Origin of the sequence: Billgrantia bachuensis (genome assembly GCF_011742165.1) — a bacterium.
In the GTDB taxonomy this organism is placed as follows: Bacteria; Pseudomonadota; Gammaproteobacteria; order Pseudomonadales; family Halomonadaceae; genus Halomonas; species Halomonas bachuensis.
The window spans coordinates 20,981-47,284 of record NZ_JAAQTO010000039.1 but is presented as its reverse complement, the minus strand read 5'-3'; the positions used below and the strand labels follow the sequence as shown (position 1 = coordinate 47,284).

Genomic DNA, 26,304 nt, shown 5'->3' with positions numbered 1-26,304 from the left:
TACCGTTTAACGACGAAAGCCGGAACGGCCCTCTACACCTTGCTCACGATCAGCGCCGCATTCACCCCACCGAAGCCGAAGCCGTTGCACAGCACGTGCTGAGTCGCGTGCTCGCGTGCCGAGCCCGAGACGATATCCAGGTCGTGCAGGTCCTCGTCGCGGTTCTCCAGGTTCAGAGTAGGGGGCAGGCGGTCGTGCATCACCGCCAAGGCGGAGAAGATGCTCTCCACTCCGCCGGCGGCACCCAGCAGGTGGCCGGTCGAGGATTTGGTGGCGGAGATCGGGATGCCACCCAGGGCGTCGCCGAAGGCGTTGCGCAGCGATGCGATTTCAGCGCGGTCGCCTACAGGCGTCGAGGTGGCGTGGGCATTGATATGGTCGATTGCTCCGGGAGAGAGACCCGCCATCCGCAGCGCCGCGCGGACGGCCGCCGCGGCACCGGCGCCGTCTTCCGGGCCGGCGGTGATGTGGTGGGCATCCGCGCTGGTGCCGTAGCCACTTAGGATGGCCAGCGGCGTTGCCCCGCGCGCCTCGGCGTGGGCCAGGGTTTCGATCACCAGCAGTCCCGCGCCTTCCCCCATCACGAAGCCGCTGCGGGCCTGGTCGAAGGGTCGCGACGCCTTGGCAGGGTCGTCCTGCTCGGTGGAGAGCGCCTTCATGGCGTGGAAGCTGGCCAGCGAGAGTGGATCGATACAGGCCTCGGCGCCACCCACCAAAGCCACCTCGGCCTCGCCGCTGCGGATCAGGCGCATGCCGTCGCCGATGGCCTGCACGCCGGCCGCACAGGCCGTGACCGGGCAGCCGATCGGCCCGCGCAAGCCATAGCGGATCGAGACATTGCCCGCCGCCAGGTTGGCCAGGAAGGCCGGCACGGTGAACGGTGAGAGCCTGCGGTGGCCGCGCGTCGAGAGGGTGTTCTGCGCCTGTGTGATGGTAGGGAAGCCGCCGATGCCGGAGCCCACGATGGTGGCCGTGGCCAGCCGATCCGCATCGCTTTGGGGGAACCAGTTGGCCTGGGTCAGCGCCTCTTCGGCGGCGGCCATGGCGTAGAGGCTGAACAGCTCCAGCTTGCGGCGCTCCTTGACATCCAGCACGCGGTCCGGGTCGAGGCCGGCTTCCGGGTCACTCTCGATGCCGGGCACCGAGCCCGCGACCTTGACCGGCAGCTCGCCAGTATCGAAGCGGCTGATCGAAGAGATGCCGGAGCGGCCGGCAAGCAGGCGCTCCCAGCCTGCCTTGACGCCGCAACCGAGGGGGCTGATCATGCCCATGCCGGTGATGACGAGCGGTGATTGCATGGTAATTTCCTGAACAGCTTGGGGTTGTGCCACGCTAACACCGAGCTTGATATGATCAAGATAATATTCAGCGTGGGAGTGTGAAGTCGCCATGCCCTACTCGACGAACCACAAGGCCAAGTCTCGGGAGCGTATCCTCAAGTCGGCCATCGAGCTGTTCAGCCGCAAGGGCTTCGAAAAGGTCTCCATCGGCCAGATCATGAAATTGGCCAAGATGACCCACGGCGCCTTCTACGCGCACTTCTCCTCGAAGGAGGCGCTCTATCACGCCTCGGTGCGCGAAACCCTGGAGAGCAGCCGCGCGGCACGGCTGGTCAAGGGGCCCCTCTCAGTGAAGCACCTGACGGAGCTGGTCGCCAACTGCTGGAACTTGCAGGAGCTGGAACGCAAGCGCAAGCCGGGTCCCGAGTCGGTGCTGTTCAACGAGATCGGCAACGAGAACGCCGAGATCCGCACACTGTTCGAAGCCTCCTACCTGCGCATGAAGAAGATGCTGGAAACCCGCCTCATCGCGCTGAGTCGCCTCAAGAAACTCCCCTTCGAGCCCGACCGCGAGATCATCGCCGACAAATCCCGCGTGATTCTCGCCTCCTTGGTAGGTGCCGTGGCCATCGCCAAGAGCCTGCCCAGCGAGCAGGAGCGCCAGCGTATCCTCGACGCCGCCCAGCGCAACATCCTGCAGATGCTCGGCGTCGATGAGAGCGAACTGGACGGCATGGCGGGAGTTGCGGGGCAGGGCGGCGTTTGAGCGTACCCGATCGGCCCTGAATACCGGAGCGGGCGCGCCCGTCGGGAGCCGTCAGGTCGTCCAGTGCACCGGCGCGCGAGGGTCGGGCTCGTAGGCGAAATAGCTGCCGGTTCGGATCGTTCGTACTAGATGCTTGCCGAGGCTCGGGTGATGCTGCGAGATGCGCTTGAGGGCGTAGCGCAGCGAGCGGGTGGCGCTGGTGCGAGCGCGTTCCAGGCCGTCACCGACGGTTCGGGCCCGACCGTTCAGACCGACGCCGCGACGAAGCTCATCGATCAAGAACTGACGGTCGGCACGCGCCAGCTCAGCACGGTGGAAATCATTGTTTGCCTCGGCCTCGGCAATGTCCTCTTCGGTTTCGGCGAGTCGCTGCCGGTAGGCCTCACGGGCCTTTGAGTCGAACACTTCCAACCCCGCCTGGCCCAAGCCGGAATCAGCACCGCGCCTGGTGCCACCCACAGCGCCACCGACCGGGAGTGAGCCACGCTCCACAGCCACCAGATCGAGCACATGAAATTCCCGGCCGGGCTCCATCAGCAGGCGTTCCAGGTAGTGCATGCCCTTCAGATCCTTCAAGTACACGGTGAGGCCGTCGAACGTCACCGTGCGCATGTCCCCCTCGCAACGGAAGAGGCACTGCTCGGGCTCGGCCGCTTGACGCGCAGCCAGGACCGGCACGTGTTCGCGGGCCAGTTCCGCCCAGGGCAGGGCATGGAGGTTCTCGAAGGCTCGACACGCCGCGTCGAGCTCCAGCTCGGCCGACTTGTCGTTGCCCGCCGCGCGGTGCGCCGCCGCCAGTTCGACGCGCAGTTGCGCCGCCTCGAACGGCATTCGCAGCGAGACCCATTCCATGACGGCCTCGCTCAGAAGCCGTATCGCATCGTTCTGCTGACTGTCGAATAACGCTAGGCGACCCTGCGCGGCGAGCGCCGAGTTCTGCAGCGTGCGGCTCCGGTACGTCCGGGCGATCTCCGCGAGGTCGGCTGCGGCGGTGCGGGCCGTGCCGCCGTCTCCGGCCGCCAGCGCGATGACCACCTGGGCATCGCGCAAAGGAGCCCGCTGCAGGCCTCCCGAAGGCGGGCGCTCCTTCGACGGCACGTCGAATGGATGGTCGAGGGCGCCGTTGATCATGGATAGCGCTTCGTCGACCCGGCCCTCGGCCAATCGCAGCAGCGCCAGGCCCGGTTGAGGGAGCCAGGCGTTCTGATGCGCCGCGAGAAACGCCTCCTCGGCACCGGCGAAGTCACCCTTGCGCAGCCGCGCGTTGCCGAGTTCGGTCAACGGCCAGCCGTACTCCCGCCGCATCCACGGGCGCAGCTCCTCGCAGGCCAGCAGCGCCTCCTGCTCGGCGGCGTCGCAAGGCCCGCGCAGGCGCATGATTTCCGCGCGGTGCACCCGGCAGCGGCCGTTGAGCCCGCCGAACGCCGCCCCATGGCGCCAGCGTTCCATCGCCTCGGTCCACTCCTCGGCGCGGTCGTGCTGGCCGATCCACTGCATGGCGCAGATGACCTCGCACCACATCTGTCCCGTGGTGAGGGGATCGAGATGGCCGGAGCTCAGCTCCACGGCAACGTCGTCCAGTGCACTCAGCCCTTCATCCAGGTCGCCGTCATGGATGCGGACCCGCGCCATGGCCACCTGCCCGATGATCGACGGTGGGGCCAGGCTGTGCCGTTGGCCTTCGTCCATGGCCCGTTGCGCCCACTGCGCCGTGCCCGGCATGTCGCCGCACATCAGGCGCTCATAGGTGCGCACGGCGGCGAGCCACGCCCAGACGGGATTGTCCGGCGCGTCTTTTACCAGGCGTTCCGCCCGCGACAGCCAGGCACGCACGGTGGCCATCAGGCCCGTGTCCATCATCAGGTACATGCCGACCATGACGGCGGCAAAGGCAGCCTCATGGAGGCGGTTCGCTTCCAGGTGCAGGTGGTAGAGCTCGCCATAGGCGGCCAGCGTGCCTTCCAGGTCGCCGGTGCCGTAAGCCGCCTGGGCCTGTAGCGCCAGCAGCTCGGCTGAAGGTGGCATCGTCAACCCGGCGAGCTGTTGCTGGGCCAAGGCGAAGTCGCCGTCCTCCAGGGCGGTGCGAATCGAGGAGAGGTCCGCTTCCGTCATCGCTCGGTTGCCTTTGTTGCGGTTGTAACAAGGAATGTTACGCCCTTTATGTAGGTACCACGGTACCGAACCGAAACCGCATCCAAGAAAGGAACATCTCGACATGAACGAAACTCTTTATGACAGACTCGGCGGTCGAGCCGGCATTGACAAGCTTTGCGATCGCATCGTCGAACTCCACCTGCAGAACGACGTCGCCGGCCCACGCTACCAAGCGCTCGACCAGGAGGCGCTGGACCGGGCTCGCATCAAGGTCAAGGAGTTCATCGCGGCCGGTTCCGGCGGGCCCGTGGAATACACCGGGCGCTCGATGATCGAGACCCACACCGGCATGAACGTCAGCGCGGCCGAATACGTGGCCGTGATGGATGACATCATGCAGGCCATGAACGAGATGGAGTATCCGCGACCGGTCTGCGACGAAGTGCTGGGCATTGCCTATTCGCTCAAGGGGGAGATCATCCACAAATGAGCGAGGCTGAGCCATTCGGCCATTGCCCAACTGCGACCGGCTCGGCCGGCTGAAGGAGTGGGTGATATAGTTACCGGTATCGGTCGGCTTGCGCCGGTCGATAACGGCCTTGCATCCGGTCAGTGACGGTGAAGTGAACGCGATAGAAAGCCGGATCGTCATTTCTGGACTAATGCCAGCCTTACTATCGAGGTGCCGCTACATGCGCCCGACAATGTTTGACGATGCCACCTGGTTCGTGCCGTTCATCGAGACCTACACGAGCGAGAAGCTGCCATGGGCCACCACGCCGGCGATTCATCGCTTCGATCAGTTCCCTCCCTTTGAACACTACGAAAGCCTGATCCAGGACTACGCAAACCACGCCGGTGAGGCCGGCACCCGATGAAATGCCTCGTCATCACAGCGCATCCGCTGGCGCAGAGAGGAGTACGCAGATGACCAAGTCCGAACTCACGAGCATTTATCGGGACTACATCGCCTGCTTGAACAGGCAGGATTGGCCATCGCTGGAGCGCTTTGTTCACGAAGACGTCAAACACAACGGCGAGCAGCTCGGGGTATCGGGCTACCGGCGCATGCTGGAGAGAGACAGCTCCGAGATCCCTGATCTATTCTTCCATGTCGAGCTGTTGGTTGCCGATCCGCCCTTCATCGCCAGCCGACTCCGCTTCCACTGCACGCCCAGAGGTAATTTTCTTGGGCTGGCGGTCTGCGGAAGAAGGGTGTCCTTTGCCGAGAACGTGTTCTATGAGTTCCGCGGCAAGAAGATTGCAGAGGTGTGGTCCGTCATCGACAAAGCGGCTATCGAGGCCCAGCTACAGCCCTCTGTCGACCCGAGTCGCGCCTGACACCACCTCCCTCGCGTGTCAGGCATCAAGCATGGAGAGTCAGATGCATCAGGACGAAATCAAGGCGCTGTTCGACCAGCAGGCGGCAAGCTACGATGCGCAGTGGGCGAAAACGGCGCCGATTCGAAACTGCTTGCACCTGCTTCTCGGGTCGCTGTTTGCCGAGCTGCCATCGGACGCGCGGATCCTCTGTGTCGGCGTGGGAACCGGCGATGAGCTGCTCTATCTCGCCTCGAAGTATCCCGGCTGGCGTTTTACGGCGGTGGAGCCATCGGGCGCTATGCTGGCTATCTGTCGACGCAGGGCAGAAGAGGAAGGGGTGGCGTCACGGTGTGAATTCCACGAAGGCTACCTTGCCTCACTGCCGGCGCTGAAATCGCATGATGCCGCCACTTGTTTCCTGGTCTCCCAGTTCATTCTGGACGAGGTGGAGCGCTCCCGGTTTTTCAGCGAAATTGCAGAAAGACTCAAGCCGGGCGGACTTCTCGCGAGTTCCGACCTGGCGTCGGATGTCGACTCGCCTGAATACGAAGTGCTGCTGCATGCCTGGATGAACATGATGGCCGGGGCGGATATTTCCCCAGAAGCGGTGGAGCGCATGCGTAAAGCCTACGCTAACGATGTGGGTGTCCTCTCGCCGGCCAAGGTTGAGTCGATCATCGAGGCGGGTGGCTTTGAGCATCCTGTGCCGTTCTTCCAGGCCGGCTTGTTCCATGCCTGGATATCGAGACGAGGCCAAGACCCAGTTGCCTGACCAGGCTGTGCAGAGGATCCACGCTAGGCCTGCATTCAGACTTATGAAGGGGCATGCCATGACACGCGACAAGACCAAGCCACCGTCAGATGCGAAACCGAAGCTACTGTCGGGAGGCAACCCGCAGATCGCAAAGGGTGACGGCGACGGCCCGGTGCAGGCCTACATCGCCGCCATGCCGGAGTGGAAGCAGGACATCGGGCGGCGGCTCGATGCGCTCATCGTGCGTACGGTCCCCGAGGTGCAAAAGGCCGTGAGGTGGAACTCGCCCTTCTATGGCATCGAGGGCCAGGGCTGGTTCCTCACCTTTCACTGCTTCACCAAGTACATCAAGGTGGCATTTCTCAACGGCGCCTCGCTGGAGCCGCTGCCGCCCATTGCATCCAAGGACCCCAACACCCGCTATCTTCATATCCACCAGGACGAGCCAATCGACGAAGACCAGCTGACGCAATGGCTGCGCCAGGCCGCCAGCCTGCCCGGCGAGCCTATGTTCTAGCGAGAGCCTGGGCCTTGGCGAACGCGATCAGATGACGGCACCTCGACCGGGGCCTTATGAATGGCCTGCTCGAGGCTTCCGGTTTTGCGTCCTTCTGCCGCTTGATCCGTCTCCTGTTGTGAAAGCCTCGCCAAGGGCGAGGAGCTCACCTCTGGAGGAACCCAAATGAAGCAGAAAGCTCAGGCACCCGTATCGGCCGAGGCGACCGGGCAGGACAGCACAGCGCAGCCGTGCTGCGACCCAAGCGAGCAGGCCACCTGCTGCCAGCCACAGGCCAAGGCCGAATGCTGCGGCCCACCCACGGAGGAAGCTGCATGCGGGTGTCGGTAAGCGCGGACGACAGCCAGGACCAACGCCTGCTGTGGCAGGCGTTTCGCATCGAACTTCTGCGCTACGTGAGTAAGCGGGTAGCGGACGAGAGCGTGGCGGAGGATATCGTGCACGATGTCCTCATCAAGGCGTTCTCACACCGCGATGAGCTGAGGGACGGCTCCCGGCTGCGCGCATGGCTCTACCAGATCACCCGCAATGCACTGGTGGATCACTATCGGGCACACAGGCCGCTCGAACCGCTGCCGGCGGATCTGGAGGGACCGCCGGAGGCCGATGAGCGAGCGGAAGCGGAGCTGGCCCTGTGCCTGCGCCCGCTCATGGGCAAGCTGCCGGAAAAGTACCGCGCGGCGCTGCTCTCCACCTTGGAGAGCGGCTTGAGCCAGAAACAGTACGCATCCCAGGCGGGGCTGTCGAACTCGGCGCCAAGTCCCGCGTGCAGCGCGGTCGCACCATGCTGCGCGATGCGCTGGTGGAGTGCTGCCGGGTCGAAATGAACCAGCGCGGAGAGGTACTGAATTACGACATTGGCGAAGGGTGCCAATGCCGCTAGCGCAAGCCCGCCCTGAGACACCGACCTTCCACGTCGCCAATCTCTAATAGCCTGCCTCTCATAGCCTACCCCTATCGAGCCGAAAGCCTCCCTTCGCCTTGACGGCTTCGGTCCTGAATCCTTCACTGATATCTGACGGCTTACAGGTACGACAAAAAAATGAGGCGATGCGGCGTTGTCGGCTCAACTCTCCTGTAGGCCACCATCCAGTCGAGGAGAAGACCGTGTCTGAACAAAAGTCTACGCGCCGGGAGTGGGGGGCACGCACCACGCCCCGTCTGCAGGGCAACGAACACTGGTGGCCCGACCAGCTCAACCTCAACGTGCTGCACCAGAAACACCCCGACGCCAGCCCGTTCGGTGCCGACTTCAGCTATGCCGAGGCGTTCTCGCAGCTCGACGTCGACGAACTCTGCGCCGATCTCGATGCGCTGATGACCGACTCCCAGGAGTGGTGGCCCGCCGACTGGGGCCACTACGGCCCGTTCTTCATTCGCATGTCGTGGCACGCCGCCGGCACCTACCGTGCGCTCGACGGCCGCGGTGGTGGCGGCACCGGCGCCCAGCGTTTCGCGCCGCTCAACAGCTGGCCCGACAACGGCAACCTGGACAAGGCCCGCCGCCTGCTGTGGCCGATCAAGCAGAAGTACGGCGAGAAGATCTCCTGGGCCGACCTGCTGGTACTCGCCGGTAACCGCGCGCTCGAGACGATGGGTTTCCGCACCTTCGGCTTCGGCTTCGGCCGCTCCGACATCTGGGCGCCCGAGGACGACATCTACTGGGGCCCCGAGACCGAGTGGCTCGCCACCAACGACGAGCGCTATACCGGCAGCTGGGAAGACGGCAGCCGCGTGCTCGACAACCCCCTCGCCGCGGTGCAGATGGGGCTGATCTACGTCAACCCGGAAGGCCCCAACGGCATTCCCGACGCGATGAAGTCCGCCCAGGACGTACGCGAGACCTTCGCCCGCATGGGCATGAACGACCGCGAGACCGTCGCGCTGACGGTGGGCGGCCACACCTTCGGCAAGATGCACGGTAACGGGCCGGCCGACGCCGTGGGCGATGCGCCTGAAGCGGCGAAGATTCACGAGCAGGGGCTCGGCTGGGCCAACAAGCACGAGACCGGCCTCGGCGAATACACCGTGACCTCCGGCCTCGAAGGCGCCTGGACCCCGACGCCGACCAAGTGGGACAACTCCTACCTCAACACCATCTTTGCCCACCAGTGGGAGGTGAAGAAGTCGCCCGCCGGCGCCAACCAGTGGCAGCCGGTCGAGGTCAAGGAAGGCTACTGGGTGCCCGACGCCCACGTCGAAGGCAAGAAGAACCCGCCGGTGATGAACACCGCCGACATGGCGATGATCACCGACCCCATCTACCTCGAGATCGCCAACGAGTTTCACCAGAACCCGGACGTGCTCGCCGACGAGTTCGCCCGCGCCTGGTACAAGCTGCTGCATCGCGACATGGGCCCGCGCGACCGCTACCTCGGCCCGCAGGTGCCCGATGAAGTACTCGTGTGGCAGGATCCGGTGCCCGAGCACCAGGGGCCGCTGGTCAACGAGCAGCAGATCGCCACGCTCAAGCAGCAGATCGCCGACTCCGGCCTCAGCGCCAAGCAACTGGTGAGCACCGCCTGGGCCTCGGCCTGCACCTACCGCCAGACCGACCACCGCGGCGGCGCCAACGGCGCGCGCATCTGTCTCGAACCGCAAACCGGTTGGGACATCAACCAGCGCTCCGGCGTGTACGACGTCATCGACAAGCTCAAGCAGATCAAGGACGCCTCGGACGCCAACATCTCGCTGGCGGACATGATCGTGCTGGGCGGCAGCGTCGGCGTCGAAATGGCGGCCAAGGCGGCCGGGCACAACGTCACCGTGCCGTTCACACCGGGCCGCACCGACGCCACCCAGGAGATGACCGAGGTGGATACGACCGCCTACCTGGAGCCGAGGCACGATGCCTTCCGTAACTACATGCAGCCCCAGGTGACCTCCATCCCGGCCGAGCACCTTATGGTCGACCGCGCCTTCATGCTCAACCTCAGCGTACCGCAGATGACCGCGCTGCTCGGCGGCATGCGGGCCATCGGCGTCAACGTGGGTGACAACAACGACGGCATCCTCACCGAGCGCCCCGGCCAGCTGACCAACGACTTCTTCGTCAACCTCGTCGACATGGGCACCGTGTGGGAGCCCCTCGGCGACAGCGAAGAGCGCTTCGAAGGCCGCCACCGCAAGACGGGCGAGAAGAAGTGGACCGCCACCCGCGTCGACCTCGTGTACGGCTCCAACTCCCAGCTACGCGCCATCGCCGAGGAGTACGCCGCCAGCGGCGGAGAGGAGCGCATGATTGACCGCTTCGTGAAAGGGTGGGTCAAGGTCATGGAGAACGACCGCTTCGACCTGCACCGCTGAACGACAGGTCCGCGGCAGCAACGCGGACCTGGCTCCAAACCGACCCCGAAGGTGGGATTCCCGCCTTCGGGGTTTTTAGGCACTGTCGGAAAAATGCCTGCGCTCGGCCATACGGCGTTAAAAATCATCTCAAAATACTCATTTACAGCTCGTAAACTCCGTCTTTTCGATAATTTTTGCCTTGTCTGGCCATCGCTCGCCGATTTTTCCAGACAGCGCCTCGCAGCAGATGCAGATCAAGGGAATGGGCACTATCGCCGCCTCATGCTTTGGTTGGCGTTGCCCTAAACGTTTCTGTTGGTTACGGTTAGTAAAAAGTCACAGAAGATGACTAAGCAACCAAGACGTACTCAGGGACTGCCGCATTAGGATGATGCGAACCATCATCCATTCTGCCAGCAGGGGCGGTAGCGTGCCCCGACTCCCAAACTCCCCGCCTGACGAAATCAGTCCTATTTACATTCTTCAGTAACCTATTGGATTCAAACCGATTCGACCGCGCATGGTATTCTCTGATAATCGATTGATTCGAAAGAGATAACCCATGCGCCATGAAGGTAAACTCACCGAGTGGAACGACGCCAAGGGCTTCGGGTTCATCACGCCAGCCGCAGGCGGCCCTCGCGTGTTCGTCCACATCAGCGCCTTTCCTCGCGATGGCCGCCGCCCAACACTCAACGAGCCGATTACCTACCACCTGACTCGAGACAGCCAGAACAGACCGAAAGCGCAGAAGGCGGGCTACCTGAAAGCAGCACGCCACGCATCCCCACGCACCAAAGGGCTGACACTGGCAAGCATCATCGCCGCTGCGTTCTTCGCGCTCCTGGCAGTCCTGGGCGCTGCCGGCCACGTGCCAATGCAGCTCCTGTCGGCATACGCGCTGCTGAGTGTGATCACCTTCGCCATGTACGGCATCGACAAAGCCGCAGCAGGGAAGGGCAGAAGGCGCACACCAGAAGCCACGCTTCTCTTCGCAGGCTTGATCGGTGGCTGGCCCGGTGCACTGGTAGCGCAGCGGCTGTTTCGGCACAAAACCAGGAAGCAGCCGTTTCAGGCCATATTTTGGTGTGGGGTGGTGGTGAATTGTGGGGTACTTGGGTGGCTTGTTTATACGGGTGAGGCGACGCGGCTTTTGGCTGGTTTAGGATTCGATTAACAGTAACCAGGGCTGTGGCGTGTCATGACCTTTTCTGCACCCCGAAACATTAGGCAAAACGCATGCAGTATATTGGTACCAGCAAAACGCGAGCACATGCGAATTCTGCATAAATGGCCGAGCTATAGTTAGGTGTTTGAAGAATCAATGAGTTGGAAGAAATGAAGCGCATTAGATAATACTGTTGAACGCGCAGGATGTTCATTGAATATCAGGACGTGCAGTCTAATCACTGTTAGCCATATGAACGAAGAAGAACGCTGGAATCACATCGTGTCGCTTGATGAAGAGCTCTTAAAAGGCGGGGTCATCCTGTCAGAATGGTGCTCTTTTACCGTCCGAGAATCGGACTTGGCGTTTGTGCATGGAGTAAACCTGGCATCAATACTGACGGCAGTTTCTGGGATCGAAACCTATCTGCGCTCAGAGTATTCCGAGAAAGAGCGCAGCAGCCTCTTTGAGCTAATTGATAGTGCCCCCATAGCAGACGACCTTCGATCTGATTTGCACAAGCTACGGAAGTACCGAAATAAGTGGGTGCATGTAAATGACCCATGGGATGATCAGAAACTGCTTGATGACCCTGAAGCGTCGGAAAATGAGCTAGAAGAAATGGCTCAGTTCGCCGCTAGAGCGCTGAGAAGAACGATTTATGAGAACCAGTGGGTCTAAAATGGCTAACCAAGCAATGAAATTCGCTCCCTGCGGTCGCCGGACGCTCGTTCCTCGCGCCGTTTATTGCGGGCGTTAGGCTTTTTTGTGTCAACTTGTTAGGGTTTAAAAGTGAAGAAAATAAGGAAAAGTGGAAAATCTTTAAATAGAGGTAGGCGTGTTAAGAAAAGAGCAAGTGGCTTAAGGAGTGTTGATAAAAAAAGATTTGTTAAAAATAGAAGAATAATTGATGTTGAAACAGGCAATAGATCTGATGCGATAGTTATTCCCGAATATTACCAGCTTGTATTTTCAGATATTCATGATGTTCATGGAAATAAAATATATAAAAAATATGTATTAGATTCCAAGTCTTTTAGGCGTCGCGCGATCTGCAGCTCCAAAGAGCTTATTGTTGGGAAAGATTTTAACCAGCAATATGAGGCTCTACAAAATATTTTATCTGAGTTAGAAGATGAAATGAAAAGCGTGATAAAAGGACACTCCGTATTCTTCTGGCTTCATCTATACAGGCGAATAGCTCCGTGCCTATCTAATGATTTAGGTGCCAACACAAGTGAAGCTGTAACGGTGAATGTTAGACAGCAAGTGGAGCAGGCGATTAAAAAATTTGGAAGCTTGTCTAGTCAAGATGATTATGCCTTGTCTTCTGAGATTGATTTTGACTTAATCTTAGGTGGTCTATTAAGTCAATTGTATAAGAGGATTTTTAAGAAGGATGTTGTTTCTTTTTTTGAGAGAGAATTAAAGGTTAGTCGTCAGTTGGTTTTGACTGATTTTAGTATTGATGATGTTTTTAATATTTACTATGTGGAAGGGCTTTCTTACCAATATTGGTATATTTCAGCTAAGATGCGTTCTCTAGGAAAGGGTGTTGTGTTGTCAGTTTCTGGGCTGGGTGATGTAAATGAGGAGAGAACAAAAAAACAGGAGCGTTTAATTTTAGATTTTGATAGAAGGAACGAAGAAGACAACATTCAGTTGGGTATTGCTAGTAATGTTGGAACTTATACGGCTTCAAATTTAAAGGAAGTGAATAGTCCTCATGAAATGATTGCTGTTGCATATATTAATTCTTTTCGCTATACGGCCAAAGATTTAGGTCTTGATGATCTGCCCAAAGAGTTTAGTCCAAATTATATACCTTGGTTTATTAATGCCAATGATTTCTATAAGTCGCATTCGTACCTATCACAAAAATTTTTTAAAAAATTTGGATTTGGTTTGCTTGAGCTTCTTCAGTTTGCCGGGTTTCTTTCAAATTATATAATGTCAGATGATCCTAGAAGAAAGCTAGTTAATGAATCTATGGGGCTGAATTATTACTCCAAGTTCCAAAGAGGTTATTGTGTTCTAAGTCACTCTGCAGAAGAAATAAAAAGCTCGATTTTAAAATACTATAATGATCTGAAAATTAGCGGATGCGTGCAAGAATCTGAATTGGAGTCGCAAATAGATGCTATTTTTGAACATGTTTTTTTAAATGAAGATAAGCAAAAGAATATAGGTGTTTGGTCGAGAGGGCCGCAGTATGTGTTGATTGGTATAGAGAAAGGGTTTTTGTGTGACTCGTCCTCTTGGCATTTTTTGATTCAAAATATGTTTTATGGTCTTCGGCATTACGATCCTAAGTCAATTAAAGGTCATGAGTTTGAGTCTGCACTAGCTGATATTTTAAAAGATAATCATTTTGATGTGGTAATGAATTCATTTGTTATCCGCAAAGAAGATATAAAGCGCGAGATAGATGTAGCTGTCAGAATTCAAGATAATCTATATTTGTTTGAGTGTAAAGCCTCGGAAAGACCATTAAATTTTGACATCGGAAATCCAAAAACGATCTCAAGTCGGATAATGGATTTTAAAAATAAGTTGGAACAGGCAGAGTCTCTCAAAGAATTTGTCTTGGAGAATAAAATCGGAAATAATTATGATTTATCGTGGGCTGAGAGCATTAACTATTTCGTTGTATCACCATTCACAGAGTGGGTTTGGGATACTAGCCCAGACCTTTGGACAGAGTGCAAGCGCTTTCCGAGGCTTATGTCTGTACATGGTGCTATAAAGTATTTAACTTCGGAGAAGTCTAAGCTGGTTTCTTAATGTGAATTTTCATTGATATGTTTCGTATCCTGTCCTCCCTTTAAAATTAAACCTAGCGTTGCCTAACAATAAGCTACATAGGACGCATACTGCGCCTATGAGCTTGATATTAAAGCACCAGCTATGGAAATCGAAGCAATTTTGATAGAACAGGTAAAGGCTTTGCTTACCTCAGAGGTGCGCAGTTCCGCTACTCGGCTTCAGGCCTTGCTAGCTCCCGATTTTTTAGAAATCGGAGCATCAGGAGACTTTTTCGGAATAGATAGCGTACTAGATCGACTGCCGCAAGAGACCGATTGGTAGGCGGTAGCGCAGGACTTTCAGCACAGGAGGCTAAGCCCGGAACTAGTGCAGCTATTTTATCGGGTTGCAATTAGTCGTGAAGGCGGCTCTGGTAAAGCTTATTCGCGGCGAACATCGATATGGCGAAAGGAAGGAAATGAGTGGAGAATGGTTTACCACCACGGCACGGCTCTTCCACCTTTTGAAGTCCAGCCTTAACAATGGCAGTCACCCGAGCCATTTTCGCTCCGGCTTCGCCTCCACAAAAATGGCCGGGTGCTGCCTGGCGTTAGGGCTTAGCTACCCTGAGAATTCAAAGGAATATTAAATGTCGTTATTGAGAGAAATACAGGATGCTGCAATAGACTCAAAGACTGAGCTCGCGGTCCTGCTGAGGAAGTGTAAAGTATTAGCCGCTCGTCTTGGAAATCCAGAATTTAAGCAGTGGGTTGAGTGCGAGTTAAGTGGTTATGAAGATATTGATGGCCTTCCAGATTATCGAATTCTTACAGTAAATTCTAAAGGACACTTCTCTGGCCCCTTCCAGTCAGGCCTACGAAATGCCGATATTCCATTAATGTGCATCAATGAGAAATTTCGAAAGAATTTGACACACTCCTATCTTAATCAAGGAGTGGCATCAATGGAAAGTTTGGTGAATGATGCGAGTCGCGGCACACTACAAGAACCCTGGAATCCTGACTTGGTAGCCTTTGTAGGTCAGGATATTTATGAAGGCATGAATTGCATGCAGGCATGGAAGGTTATACCTGTTACTGGAATAGTCGCAGCTCTAGATGCAGTGAGAAATAGAATCTTAAATTTCGTCCTTGAAATTGAAGCAGAGTCACCTAATGCAGGCGAAGCTCCAGTCAATTCCAACCCAGTGCCACAAGATAAGGTTCATCAGATATTTAATACCTACATTTCTGGTAATGTGCAAAATGTGGCGACAGGTAGTAACGACTTCGAGCAGCATGCAATTAACAATGAAACAACCCCTGAAGTATTTTCCCAATTGCTAGAGGCACTGGAGTCGGTGCGTGATGAACAGGCGTACGATTCTGCAAGGAACAGCGTTATTGAAATGCAAGAATGTTATGGCGCTGATAGCTTCAAAACTAAATATCAAAATTTTATGTCTGCTCTAGCTAATCACATGCAGGTTTTGGGGCCGGTAGTTGCCCCCTATCTACCGGCGTTGACGGCACTGGTGCCCTAACAAGGCTAGGCACAGCGACGGCTTTCCCGTTGCGGCTTCGCCTTCACTACAAAGCCGCGAGTGCTAGCGGCGTTAGGACTTTCAAAATTAGAGTATGGATGAAGAAATATGAGCATTCAGTTATCTGACTTGATGAGTAGAATATCACCTTCCAACACCGTTCTATTTTTTGGTGCTGGGTCATCCATACCTTCGCGTGCGCCATCAGTGAATAAAATAATATATACCTTATCAAGAAAACATAACATTGATTCCGAAGGCTTTAGCCTAAGCGAAGTTTCCAGTATTGCTGAACATAAGTCTTCCCGAAGAGACTTAATCAAAACTCTCAGAAGTCTATTTGATGGCCTTTCTGCTACGGGGGCGATACTTAACTTGCCATTGTATGATTGGAAAAACATATATACTACCAACTATGACAACCTGATTGAGCAAGCCTTTGAAAAAAAGGACGTGCCCCTATCTGTCTTTACTTCCAATTTCGATTTTCAGGTACAGCGTCACCCTGAATCCGTCAAGCTTTACAAGCTACATGGAACTATTGATAAAGATGTATCTGACGGAGTGCAAAGCAGAATTGTTATCACTGAAGGTGATTATGACCAGGCGGCGGAATATAGGGATGCACTTTTCGATGCTTTGAGGTTGGACCTAAATGGCGCGAGCTTAGTGATAATTGGGTATTCTTTGTCCGACAATCACATAAAGGAAATTGTCAATAGAGCTATTGAAATCAACGGGCGCTCATTTAGCCCCGCTTCAGTGTTTTTAGTTTTATACGAAAAGGATGAAAATAGAGCCTCTCTATACGAAAGAAGAGGGATCACAGTTGCTTTTGGTGGTTTAGATGAGTTTTTCCTTGAGCTACAAAAAAAATGCGCAGCAAAAACTTTGGTCTATTCCTCCACGGGCGATCCTCTAGATAAAGCACCAATTTTAAGGCCAATTACGTTAGATGTATCTCATGAAATTGACAAAGGTCAAAAGAATGCATCGGCAATGTTTCACGGCTGGCCTGCATCTTACGCAGACATCAAAGCCAACCTGACCTTTGAGAGAAGTACAGGGCGAGGTATCGAAAAGCTTCTACTAAATTCAGATAAACTATGTGCCGTAATAGTCGGGGCAAGTGGAACTGGAAAAAGCACGCTCTCCCGTCAAGTGGTATCCTTTCTCTATGGTAATGGTTTCCGATGTTGGGAGCATAAGATTGACCATACGCTTCTTTCTGATCAGTGGATCTCAGTAGCTAGGGAACTTTCCAAAAATGGCCAAAAAGGGATTTTGTTTATAGACGATGCCCATGTTCATTTGGCGGAAATAAATAAACTGGTTGATCTTCTCGTATCCGAGAATATAGCATCGCTCAAATTGCTTTTTTCATCACCTAGAAGCCAGTGGAATCCGAGGATAAAAACGCCAAACATATTTAAGAATGGAGATCTGTTTTATCTCGGGCGTTTAGATGTGTATGAGATTGAAAAGCTACTTACCCTTGTGGATTCAAGCTCTGATTTGCAGCCTCTTGTAGAGAGTAGCTTTTCAGGTTTCTCAAGATCTGAAAGGAAACGAAGACTAGAAGTTAAATGCGAGTCAGAAACGTTTGTATGCCTTAAAAATATCTTTGCATCAGAAAAGTTTGATGACATAGTTCTTCGGGAATTTGCGGAACTTGGTGAAGAACTTAGGGAGATTTATAGACTTGTAGCTGCAATGGAGTCTTCAGGAATTAAAGTGCATCGCCAAATGGTCATCAGGCTTTTAGGAATACCAGCTGAAAATATACAAAGCTCCCTGTCACAGCTAACGGATATAATCCATGAGTATAGTGTTAGTGAACGAGAAGGTATTTATGGCTGGAAAGGACGACACCCGGTCATAATGGAGATCATAACAAAGTATAAAATGACGGATTTTTCCGAATTTTATAGTCTTTTTGAAAAAGTTATAGATAGCTTGGTTCCCACATATGATATTGAGGTTAGAACTATAAAGCAGTTGTGTGCATTCGATTCAGGCATTAGCCGGATTCCAGACAAGCACCTTAGAAATAAATTGTTGCGAAAGATGATTTCAAAGGCCCCGGGCGAGCGCATTCCCCGCCACCGGTTGATCAGGTATTTGATTGATATTAATGAACTTGAGAAAGCGGAGACGGAAATTCGCTTATATGAGCACGATTTTCGTTCAGATGGTCCGATTCAACGATTTAAGATCATATTAATGCTTGCTCGTGCGGAGCGAACACCCGGCATCCTTGATGAGGATAGGAAAGCTATTCTTGAAATGGCTAGAGAGCAATCCATTAACTCTGTCGATCGCTATCCAGATAATAAAGACATATTGCGAACGTATTGCGATGTCGGCATTGAGTATTTTAAACGTACAGGGGAGATGTTCGTCTTTGATGATGCCATGGAAAAACTTCGTTCTGCTGAAGGAAGAATTGCTGACCCCGATATAACCAGTATAATTGCAAGATATGAGCGAAGAATATCGGGCATAGAATATGATGACTCATACGAAGAATCGTCCTAACAAATGCAGGCACAGCGACAGCTTTTTTCGTTGCGGCTTCGCCTTCACTACCAAGCTGCGCGTGTTGGTGGCGTAAGGCAATACATCTAAAATTGGAATTTATATGGCTTCAAAAATGCCTGTTGCTATAGATAGCACTAGGAGAAAGATCACTATATCTATGGCCGAATGCTCAGATTATGAATCCCCTCTTGAATGCGAATTTTGTGATGCCAAAGTTAGCTTCGTGAATGGTTTCACACGAGAGGTTGGCGACAACATTATTTCTGTAAACCCATACTTCAGATTGAAGACAAGTAATACTCACGGATCGGAATGCAAGTACAACGTTGAAGGCCAGGTAAAGGTAATTGTTCGAGAGTCTGAAGGGAATGTTCTCACTCAAACAGAATCAGGTAAATTTGAACTACGATTATTAGCCGTAAAAAAGGCTATTCAGAAGCTACAAGATCTGGCAAATAAAAAGAAGAATGGGGGCTCAGATGATCAAAAAGAAATTAAAGAAAAAGGATACATTAAGTCTGGGCAAAAGCTTGGTTCGTATATAAATAGTGCTCTAAGGGTTTTAAAGGTTCGGTCGTTTTGCGAAGAAAATGCTGATATAGAAAATCTACTGGAACTGGTTTTCGATGGCGTTCGCCTTCCATGGAAGGATTTTTACTACGAAGACAAAGACTATTTTAGGTGTTATTCGAATATACGTAAGGCAACCGTTACTGTTCCCATTGCAATTATTGGGGTTATCAAATCTGTTAGAGCCATCGATGGTGAAAAAGGTAAATTTACAGTAATTAACTTGGCTGGCCCATATAGAAAAACAGATAAGAAAGATACATTGGATTCAGTTTATGTGTCTATATGGTCCCCTGATGTTGGGCTCTTTGAGGGCTATAAAGCTGGTGACGTATTGCTATCCTTTGGTATTTTTGATGCTGCAAAGGTGACTGAAAAACCAAATAATTCCTCCACATCATCAGTTAGAAAATTCCGTAACCACGATTTAAGGCTGTGGCCTATAAGCAAATCACAGCTATGTAAAGTAAGTGGTTAGTTCGATTGTTTTATAACGCGGGCCTGCAAAAGCCAGGAGGTATCACTAGCCTAACAAAGGGCTGCTGTCGGACAAATTTTCCGCTGCGCTCCAAATTTGCCGCATAGCGCGGCGTTAGACATTCGCCAGCATCTTTTAAAGGGATAAGTGCTCCTACATGAGTCAGAATAGACCGAAAAAAACTCGTCTTAAGAAAGGTCGAACCATTGCAGGTTGGCGACTCATCGAAAAGCTGGGTTCCGGAGGAAATGGCGATGTTTGGAAAGTCGTCAATGACTCCGGAAACGAGTATGCAATGAAATTCCTACGGCAAATAGATGACGTCACATATGAGCGTTTTAAATCAGAAGTCCATATTCTTTCGACCGTAGACATCGACGGAGTTATCAAGGTAGTCGAATCATTTATACCTCAAGAAGGATCTGAAGCTATCCCGTGGTTTGTAATGCCACTGGCAGAGAGTTTTACAGATTATATAAAAAAAAACAGCATTAGATGTTGTGGCAGACTTTGTGTGTTTGGCTAAAACTCTGGAAAAACTTCATCATAAGGAAATATCTCATCGTGATATCAAGCCTGAAAATCTACTATCTTTAAATGGCCGTTTATTTTTCACTGATTTTGGCCTTGTAAAATATCCTAAAAAAGAAAAAGTGACTCCTCAGAAGCGGGATGTAGGAGCTAAATTTACAATGGCTCCGGAAATGAGGCGTATAGCAAGCGACGCAGATGGTAAAAAAGCTGATATCTATTCATTTTCCAAGACACTCTGGATCGCGCTTACTGGTGAGTCGAAAGGGTTTGACGGCCAATATGTTCCTAACGGGATACTGGGGCTAAATAAATACCATCGTGGTCTATATTTAACATCTTTGGACGAGCTAATAGTACTATCGACGGATAATGAGCCAGGTTTGCGGCCATCGATGGATTATTTCTATGAGGAGCTAGAAAAATGGCTCCGATTAAATGAGGATTTCGAAGAAAGAAACGTAACTGAGTGGTTTGAGCTACAAAAAATTATTTTTCCCATTGGGGTGCCTGAAAGCACGGTGTGGACAAATTTAGACTCAATTGTTGCTGTTATTAATGAGCTGTCTAAAGCGCACTCTCTCAATCACATGTTTTTCCCCGATGGCGGTGGCCACACGATCACCGGAGCATCAATTGCGTATGAAGACGGATTTATTGCTTTGCATGTCGGTGAAAAAGTTGCTGAGCTATTGAGGCCCAAAAAGCTCACGTATGAATCGTTCGGTGTCGATCCTTCTTGGGACTACTTCAGGTTAGAGGCGGAACCGGTTAAGCCAACAGGCATAGAGAACGCGGTGAGCTATGACGGTATTGTAGAAGCTCTTACTGAGATTGAGCCAGGGGAGTACGTACCCTATGGGGCTTGGGATCATGGTGAATACAACGGGGAAGAATTGCCTGATTTCGCCCGCCCTGTTAGTCGTTACTTAAAGGCATCTTTTGTCTTTTTCTGTACGACATCGATCTATAACAGGTTGAGAGGTAAATACGATGCCTATAATGCAGGTCATAACAAAGTGACTGAAGATGAATTTCGGGAATTTATTCGATCCGGTGCCGAACATGTGGCTAAACTTAGTAAAGTCTAACAAGTTTCTGCACGCGGATAAATTACTCGCTACGCTCCTAATTTACCGGTGAGCAAAGCGTTAGAGCTACCAAATGAAAATAAAATTAGCACATAATTCGAAGCCTGGGAATCATCTATCATTGCTGGCTTCTTTAATTGAGAGCTCTGAAGAATCGATACTTTGCTCTGGCTGGATCAAACCAGAGGGGATTCGGGCACTCCGTCCTTCGATAGAAAAGGCACTTGGAAAAAGTGCAAAGATTTCTATTATCTCAAATAAGGCACACACTATAGGTAGCTCCGCTAAGATTATTGGTAGATTGACGAACGTCTTTCACCTTATGGCTAACAAAACGCATGGCACTATCCATTCGAAAATTTACTATTTTCAAACAGGAGCTTCTTATAACGCAATCATTGGCTCCGCAAATATAACGAAGGGCGGGCTATCCAGCAGTGACGAACTGAGTGTTCATCTGTCAGGATTAGTAGGCGACGAAATTCAAAAGGAAATCAGAGTATATCTGGATGAAATGCAAAGTAATCTACGCACACAGCTCTAACAAGCGGCAGCAGTCGCCGCAAGCGGCGGCGGGACGCTCGTAATCTCGCGCACGTGTGCTTAGCGTTGAGGCTGTAGCAAAAGCCCATGTACTTCAGATGATCGCGCTCGTATGCGAAATCTGCCGAGCTTCTGATGAGAACAGGTCTGGATTTTACGAGAGAGCACGAAAGTCAGTGCAAAAATTGATCAATTCGAGGCTTTTGAAAGGCGCGTGCCCTTTGCTTCAGCTTCGTTAGGCATAGGGGGAACAACAGAACGTGGATAACCTTACGATCCGCCTGCATTGGCGAGGACCATACTTGCTGGAAGAGGTATGCCGCTCTGATATTGGCAATGGCCTTTACCTACTTACAGGCAAGCGGAAATATGAGCGGAACGAGCAGATACAGTATTGCGGTATTACTGAAAGTCTTTATAAGAATCGATTTAAACAGCACCACAAAATTTTCGAGATTACTCGCGACCTTGGCGTTTGGTTAGGTGAGGTGGTCTATCCGCAGGAGCACTCGTACTCACTTGAGATTGCTGAGTCGATAATCGTGTATTTTTGGCAGCCCAACCTGAATGAGCGAAAGAGGATTTATCCGCCGCGTCCCACGGCGCTTTTGTCTCACTGGTTCAAGAACGACGGCGCGCCGCGGTATAACCAGCTATCTATTTATGCCGACCTTCACGATGTCCTGTGCTGGGATGGAGAGTTATGGAGGTCGGGCAACCTTAGGGTATGGTCCGAGTGAACGGCTCGGTAACAACCTGACAAGGAGCCGCAGCTGACGGCTGAGCTTTGTCGTTAACCAACCATCCCTCTCTTGCCGCACCCACGCGGCAAAGGACCACAAATTGATCATCCCCCAAGACGGGCGCTTGCGGCTGGATCGTGAGCGCTTGAAGCAGCATCGGAAGCGGCTGGGCCTGAGTCAGGAGGCGCTGGCCGAGTACTGTTTTGACCGGCGCTTGTGCGTCTCTATCGCTTCCATCAAGCGGACGGAGAGTGGCAAGGCGGTGTTGTATCGTACCGCTCGCCATCTGGCCGAGATCTACGGCGTCGAAGTCGAGGAGCTGTCGGCGGAGGACGAGGAGGCCGCCGCCGTCGCTTCCGATATCGAGGAGATGGAGAGCGCCCGCGTACTGATCCAACTGCATGCCGTGGCGGCCGATCCCTCGGCGCTGGCGTGCTGGGTGCAGCATTTCGGCGGTAGCCTGGAGGAAGGGGGTACGGCGCTGTTCGGGCTGCCTCGAGCTTACCGCAGCGATGCACAGCGCGGCCTGTTGTGTGCCTCCACCCTGGTGAAGCAAGGGGGGGCGTGGTGTTTTTCTTCAGGTCGGCCACTGAGTGAGATAAATAATAAAAAAAGCTACCGTCACGGTAGCTTTTTTAAGTAACCAGGTAATCTGTCTTATTTTTTTGAGGATTTGCTAGGTTTTAATTCCGAGGTATTTCCCGGTGTGTTTTTATTGTCACGTCGTCGTTGATCAAGTTTCCCTGTTGATTTGGCAGTTGGCTTTGGACCTGGTTTAAGAGCCATGGTGGTTTTCCTTATGTGTTTGAGAGCAAGCCTCTCATGTGTCAATGTGCCGGTATTGATGCATGTGTCAATAGGCACGAGATGGATGCAGTAATGGTTTCCGACTGACCCACACCTCGTGGGCTCCCTATAGTTAAGCAGTGTTTTGTGCCGTTTATCTGATTTCCTTCTTTGTCGTCTTGGGAAACCCTTTCTTGAAAGCGGCATAGAGTGTCATCCCCCATCATGCTTCGCCCTTGGTGCGGGGGTTTTGCATTGTAGGTGGCCAGATAGTTGTCCTGGTCCTGCTGCATCTCTTCTAGGGCATCTCACCAATAGTTGGCAGCGACGACGCTAAGCGACGTGCCACCAACTTTCAGACCTGCTTTCAGGTACGTATAATCAACCGGCGCTCTATTCTATCCCGATACCTCAGTTACAGGAACCAACTTGCGTCTCGGCTACCAGCTTTGGCTGCCGGCGCAGATTGACGATCTGCAGCAGGGCACCCAGCGCTGCCACACCGCCAGCGCACGCTGCCAAAGACCATATTGGTAGCTGAAGCAGCAGTAAGAAGCCACCGGCTGCTGCACCAATGGCGCTGCCCAGGTACAGCGCTGATTCATTCAGGGCAATGGCTAGATTGCCGTCGCCCTTCGCTTGGCGAGCCCGGATGAGCTCGTTGTTTTGCGGCACCTGCAAAGCCCAGCCAACGGCCCCCCAAAGAACGATTGGTAGCATCACCAGCCAAGTACTTAGCGCGGCTGCAAGCGGAAGTACAAATAGTGATGCTGCAAGAATCAACATAATGGTAAAGGTGACATTGGGCCCCTTGAGACGATCTACCAGTGGCCCGACCAAGAAGCTGCCGAGTACACCGCCAATGCCCCAGACCCAGAGATAGGGTGTGACTGAGCGCACGGCCCCATAGGCCGGGTCAGTCAATAGCGGAGCGATGAAGGTGTACATGCCTAGGCTGGCAATGGCTGCCAGCAGGGAAACTGTCAGAATGACCAGAACATGGCCGTCGCTGAGAATCGTCAGCTTCTGTCTTAGCGAGCTGGCTGTCGCTGCGGGCAGGGCCGGCAGTTTCAGAAGCAAGCCGACAAAGGCAATCAAGCCGAGTAGGGCGACAAGCCAAAGCGCCGATTGCCATCCCATCTGCTCAGCAAACAACAGGCTGAGCGGTACGCCAAGCACCACACCGCTGGCCATGCCGCCCATAATGATTGCAATGGCCTTGCCCCGGTGTTCTGGGGTGGAAACTGCCGCAGAGGCACCAATGCCCATGGCTAGGTATACGCCGGCACCTACGCCTGCAATGGCGCGCCAGATCATTAGCACAGTGAAGCTTTCGGCCAGTGCGCTAGCGGCACTGGCGATGACGAACATGCCTAGAGACAAGAGCAGGCCGGCACGCTGTCGATGGGCTGGGGTCAAGGCAACGAAGATAGGAGAGCCCAGTCCATAGGCAAGGGTGAAGGCAGTAACCAATTGTGCAGCCATCGACACCGATACCGCGAATGAGGCTTCGATCATCGGAATCAGCCCAGCGGTAACGTAGGAGGCCATGCCGAGGGCAAAGGCTCCCAAGGCTATTAGGTAAACGGAAGATTGGTTAGGAGTATTCATACTCATTGCTCACTTAGGTTCCAGATAGTATTTAGGGGAAGGGATGTGGCCCCGAGTCGGGACCACATCGCGTGAGAGCTAGAGTTCGAGACTCACGTCGTACTCGTTCAGCCAACTGTTGAGGCCGACCGCCAACTCCATGCCCATGCGCTCGTACATGGGCGAGACACTACCGAGCGGCTTGGCAAGTGTTTGCTGGATTCGGCCTCTGTCGAGGAGTGGCGTCACCGGCGCGTTTCGATCAGCTTGGATAGCGGCTAGGGCATCGCGCAGGGCCTGCTCATAGGCCGGGTCTTGGGTCGAAGGGTAGGGGCTCTTGACCCGCTCGCTGATCGACTCCGGCAGCAGGTCGCGAGTCGCTGCGCGCAGGATGCTTTTCTCCCGCCCGTCGAAGGCCTTCATCGCCCAAGGAATGTTGAAGGCATACTCGACCAGCCGGTGGTCGCAGAAGGGCACCCGCACCTCGAGGCCGACGGCCATGCTCATGCGGTCCTTGCGATCCAGTAGGGTCTGCACAAAGCGCGTCAGGTTGACGTAGCTCATCTGGCGCATACGCTGGTCTATCGTACTTTCGGTCGGCAGTACCGGTGCTTCGGAGATCGCTTGGGAGTAGCTGTCATGCAGGAAATTCTGCATGTCCAACTGTGCTAGCAGTCCCTGATCGAACAGAGGCTTACCGTCGAAATATTTGCCCGTGACTGAGGTCAGCCAGGGAAAGGTGTGGGCCTGGATCGCCACAGGGTCGTGGAACCAGCGGTAGCCGCCGAATACCTCGTCCGCGCTTTCCCCGGACAGTGCCACTGTCGATTGCCGGCGCACCTCCTGGAACAGGCGGTAGAGCGACGGCCACATGTCGCCCCAAAAGGCCGGTGGCAAGTCGAGGGCGCGAACGATCTGTGCACGTAGCGCTGGGTCGGCCAGTTCGCGACTGTCGAGGACAATCTCCTGATGACTGGAGCGGATCTTCTCCACCAAATCACGGACAAATGGGGCGTCCGGCGTGCCGCGTACGGCGTCGCTGGTGAAGCCGCCGCCGTGATCAACGAAGTCGACGGAAAAGGAGCGAATGTTCTCCTTGCCGGCTGCCAGCAGTTTCTTGGAAGCCAGCGCGGTGATAATTGAAGAGTCGAGCCCGCCTGAGAGCAGGCTGCATAGCGGTACGTCAGCGATTATCTGGCGCTCGACGATGTCCTCCAGCAGGTAGCGGGTATGGCGAATGGTCTCGTCCAACGAGTGGCTGTGCTCACGTGCTTCCAGCTTCCAATAGTGGCGGCGGTTTAGGCCTTGGCGGTTGATTCGCACTATCTCGCCTGGCATCACTTCGTTCATGCCGGCGAATACGGCATGCCCCGGGGTTTTCACCATTTCCAGTATTTCTCGCAGGCCATCGGCGCGCACCTTACGCGGCACTAGGGGATTGGCCAGCAGAGCCTTAGGCTCGGAGCCGAATACCACACCGTCGGAGGTTTGGAAGTAGTACAGCGGCTTGACACCCACGCGGTCGCGAATCATCAGTAGTTCTTGGATGCGCAGATCCCAAATGGCGAAGGCATACATGCCATTGAGACGTTCGACGAAGGCTTCGCCCCATTCCACATAGGCGCGTAGAACCACTTCGGTATCACTGCGAGTCTCGAACTGGTGTCCGAGTTGCTGCAGCTCGGTGCGCAGCTCTCGGAAGTTGTAGACCTCGCCGCTGTAGGTGATAGCAGCCACTTCACGCAGGCCGCCGTGCATGACTGTCATAGGTTGACGGCCACCTTCCAAGTCAATGATCGACAGGCGTCGGTGGCCCAGGCCGACCGGACCGTCGATCCACAACCCACCGGCATCCGGTCCGCGTAGGGCCATGGTGTCGGTCATGCGTTGGAGGGTGCCGCGTTGCGTTTCCATGTTCTGGCTGTAGGACAGCCATCCAGCGATTCCACACAT

At 53.9% G+C, this 26,304-nt stretch carries 23 protein-coding genes and 1 pseudogene; 20 read left to right on the top strand and 4 right to left on the bottom strand.

Translation table 11 applies throughout. The features are described from left to right. Positions 1–32: 32 nt before the first annotated feature. Positions 33–1,298, bottom strand: a complete 1,266-nt coding sequence (gene fabF, locus HBJ55_RS14170; protein WP_167116085.1) for a beta-ketoacyl-ACP synthase II — start codon at positions 1,296–1,298, stop codon at positions 33–35. A gap of 91 nt (positions 1,299–1,389) precedes the next feature. On the opposite strand from fabF, the gene HBJ55_RS14165 reads away from it, so the two are divergent. Beyond that, positions 1,390–2,046, top strand: coding sequence for a TetR/AcrR family transcriptional regulator (locus HBJ55_RS14165; protein ID WP_167116083.1), 657 nt, complete (start codon positions 1,390–1,392; stop codon positions 2,044–2,046). Between the two features lie 51 nt (positions 2,047–2,097). Here HBJ55_RS14165 and HBJ55_RS14160 read toward each other — a convergent pair whose 3' ends face one another. Further along, positions 2,098–4,263, bottom strand: coding sequence for an ATP-binding protein (locus HBJ55_RS14160; RefSeq protein ID WP_206022648.1), 2,166 nt, complete (start codon positions 4,261–4,263; stop codon positions 2,098–2,100). On the opposite strand from HBJ55_RS14160, the gene HBJ55_RS14155 reads away from it, so the two are divergent. The 19 genes and pseudogenes from HBJ55_RS14155 to HBJ55_RS14070 all read left to right on the top strand — a co-directional run bounded on the left by HBJ55_RS14155 (position 4,262) and on the right by HBJ55_RS14070 (position 22,618). After that, positions 4,262–4,630 carry a truncated hemoglobin gene (locus HBJ55_RS14155; protein ID WP_206022646.1) on the top strand — a complete coding sequence of 123 codons (369 nt, stop codon included), beginning with the start codon at positions 4,262–4,264 and terminating at the stop codon, positions 4,628–4,630. The two genes, HBJ55_RS14160 and HBJ55_RS14155, sit on opposite strands and share 2 nt — an antisense overlap. Before the next feature lie 202 nt (positions 4,631–4,832). Then, entirely contained in the window at positions 4,833–5,018 is a 186-nt protein-coding gene (locus HBJ55_RS14150; RefSeq protein WP_167116074.1) for a GFA family protein, read from the top strand. Positions 5,019–5,067: 49 nt separating this feature from the next. Further along, the gene (locus HBJ55_RS14145; protein WP_167116071.1) at positions 5,068–5,481 is read left to right on the top strand and encodes an ester cyclase; all 414 of its coding nucleotides are present in this window, start codon (positions 5,068–5,070) and stop codon (positions 5,479–5,481) included. Between the two features lie 43 nt (positions 5,482–5,524). Beyond that, on the top strand, positions 5,525–6,235 hold the full coding sequence (locus HBJ55_RS14140) for a class I SAM-dependent methyltransferase (protein ID WP_167116068.1): 711 nt from the start codon (positions 5,525–5,527) through the stop codon (positions 6,233–6,235). 58 nt (positions 6,236–6,293) lie between these two features. Beyond that, the gene (locus tag HBJ55_RS14135; protein WP_167116066.1) at positions 6,294–6,734 is read left to right on the top strand and encodes a DUF1801 domain-containing protein; all 441 of its coding nucleotides are present in this window, start codon (positions 6,294–6,296) and stop codon (positions 6,732–6,734) included. 314 nt (positions 6,735–7,048) lie between these two features. Further along, on the top strand, positions 7,049–7,561 hold the full coding sequence (locus HBJ55_RS14130) for a sigma-70 family RNA polymerase sigma factor (RefSeq protein ID WP_206022644.1): 513 nt from the start codon (positions 7,049–7,051) through the stop codon (positions 7,559–7,561). Positions 7,562–7,841: 280 nt separating this feature from the next. After that, complete coding sequence (gene katG / locus HBJ55_RS14125) at positions 7,842–10,040, top strand: catalase/peroxidase HPI (protein WP_167116063.1); 2,199 nt, start codon at positions 7,842–7,844, stop codon at positions 10,038–10,040. A 544-nt stretch (positions 10,041–10,584) separates the two neighbouring features. Then, positions 10,585–11,199: a DUF1294 domain-containing protein gene (locus HBJ55_RS14120; protein WP_167116060.1), complete on the top strand. Its 615-nt coding sequence runs from the start codon at positions 10,585–10,587 to the stop codon at positions 11,197–11,199. A 243-nt stretch (positions 11,200–11,442) separates the two neighbouring features. Further along, the gene (locus HBJ55_RS14115) at positions 11,443–11,871 is read left to right on the top strand and encodes a hypothetical protein (RefSeq protein WP_167116057.1); all 429 of its coding nucleotides are present in this window, start codon (positions 11,443–11,445) and stop codon (positions 11,869–11,871) included. Between the two features lie 111 nt (positions 11,872–11,982). Next, complete coding sequence (locus tag HBJ55_RS22645) at positions 11,983–13,974, top strand: NERD domain-containing protein (RefSeq protein WP_167116054.1); 1,992 nt, start codon at positions 11,983–11,985, stop codon at positions 13,972–13,974. A 123-nt stretch (positions 13,975–14,097) separates the two neighbouring features. Continuing rightward, a pseudogene (locus HBJ55_RS22725) lies at positions 14,098–14,475 on the top strand (nuclear transport factor 2 family protein). 109 nt (positions 14,476–14,584) lie between these two features. Then, positions 14,585–15,478 carry an AbiTii domain-containing protein gene (locus tag HBJ55_RS14100; protein ID WP_167116048.1) on the top strand — a complete coding sequence of 298 codons (894 nt, stop codon included), beginning with the start codon at positions 14,585–14,587 and terminating at the stop codon, positions 15,476–15,478. A 108-nt stretch (positions 15,479–15,586) separates the two neighbouring features. Beyond that, positions 15,587–18,016 carry an SIR2 family protein gene (locus HBJ55_RS14095; protein ID WP_167116045.1) on the top strand — a complete coding sequence of 810 codons (2,430 nt, stop codon included), beginning with the start codon at positions 15,587–15,589 and terminating at the stop codon, positions 18,014–18,016. A gap of 103 nt (positions 18,017–18,119) precedes the next feature. Continuing rightward, entirely contained in the window at positions 18,120–19,067 is a 948-nt protein-coding gene (locus HBJ55_RS14090) for a hypothetical protein (RefSeq protein ID WP_167116042.1), read from the top strand. Between the two features lie 157 nt (positions 19,068–19,224). Beyond that, entirely contained in the window at positions 19,225–19,593 is a 369-nt protein-coding gene (locus tag HBJ55_RS22575; RefSeq protein ID WP_206022634.1) for a protein kinase family protein, read from the top strand. Next, positions 19,568–20,689 (top strand): protein kinase domain-containing protein, encoded by a 1,122-nt coding sequence (locus tag HBJ55_RS14085; protein WP_206022632.1) that lies wholly within the window; start codon positions 19,568–19,570, stop codon positions 20,687–20,689. The genes HBJ55_RS22575 and HBJ55_RS14085 overlap by 26 nt, the downstream gene beginning before the upstream one ends. 73 nt (positions 20,690–20,762) lie before the next feature. Then, on the top strand, positions 20,763–21,233 hold the full coding sequence (locus tag HBJ55_RS14080; RefSeq protein WP_167116039.1) for a restriction endonuclease PLD domain-containing protein: 471 nt from the start codon (positions 20,763–20,765) through the stop codon (positions 21,231–21,233). A gap of 259 nt (positions 21,234–21,492) precedes the next feature. Beyond that, positions 21,493–21,972: a hypothetical protein gene (locus tag HBJ55_RS14075; protein ID WP_167116036.1), complete on the top strand. Its 480-nt coding sequence runs from the start codon at positions 21,493–21,495 to the stop codon at positions 21,970–21,972. Positions 21,973–22,075: 103 nt separating this feature from the next. Then, a complete protein-coding gene (locus HBJ55_RS14070; RefSeq protein ID WP_206022624.1) occupies positions 22,076–22,618 on the top strand; it encodes a helix-turn-helix domain-containing protein in 543 nt (180 codons plus the stop codon). A gap of 554 nt (positions 22,619–23,172) precedes the next feature. Here the strand turns inward: HBJ55_RS14070 and HBJ55_RS14065 are convergent. Next, positions 23,173–24,372, bottom strand: a complete 1,200-nt coding sequence (locus HBJ55_RS14065; RefSeq protein WP_167116033.1) for an MFS transporter — start codon at positions 24,370–24,372, stop codon at positions 23,173–23,175. 78 nt (positions 24,373–24,450) lie between these two features. Continuing rightward, entirely contained in the window at positions 24,451–26,304 is a 1,854-nt protein-coding gene (asnB, locus tag HBJ55_RS14060; protein WP_167116030.1) for an asparagine synthase (glutamine-hydrolyzing), read from the bottom strand.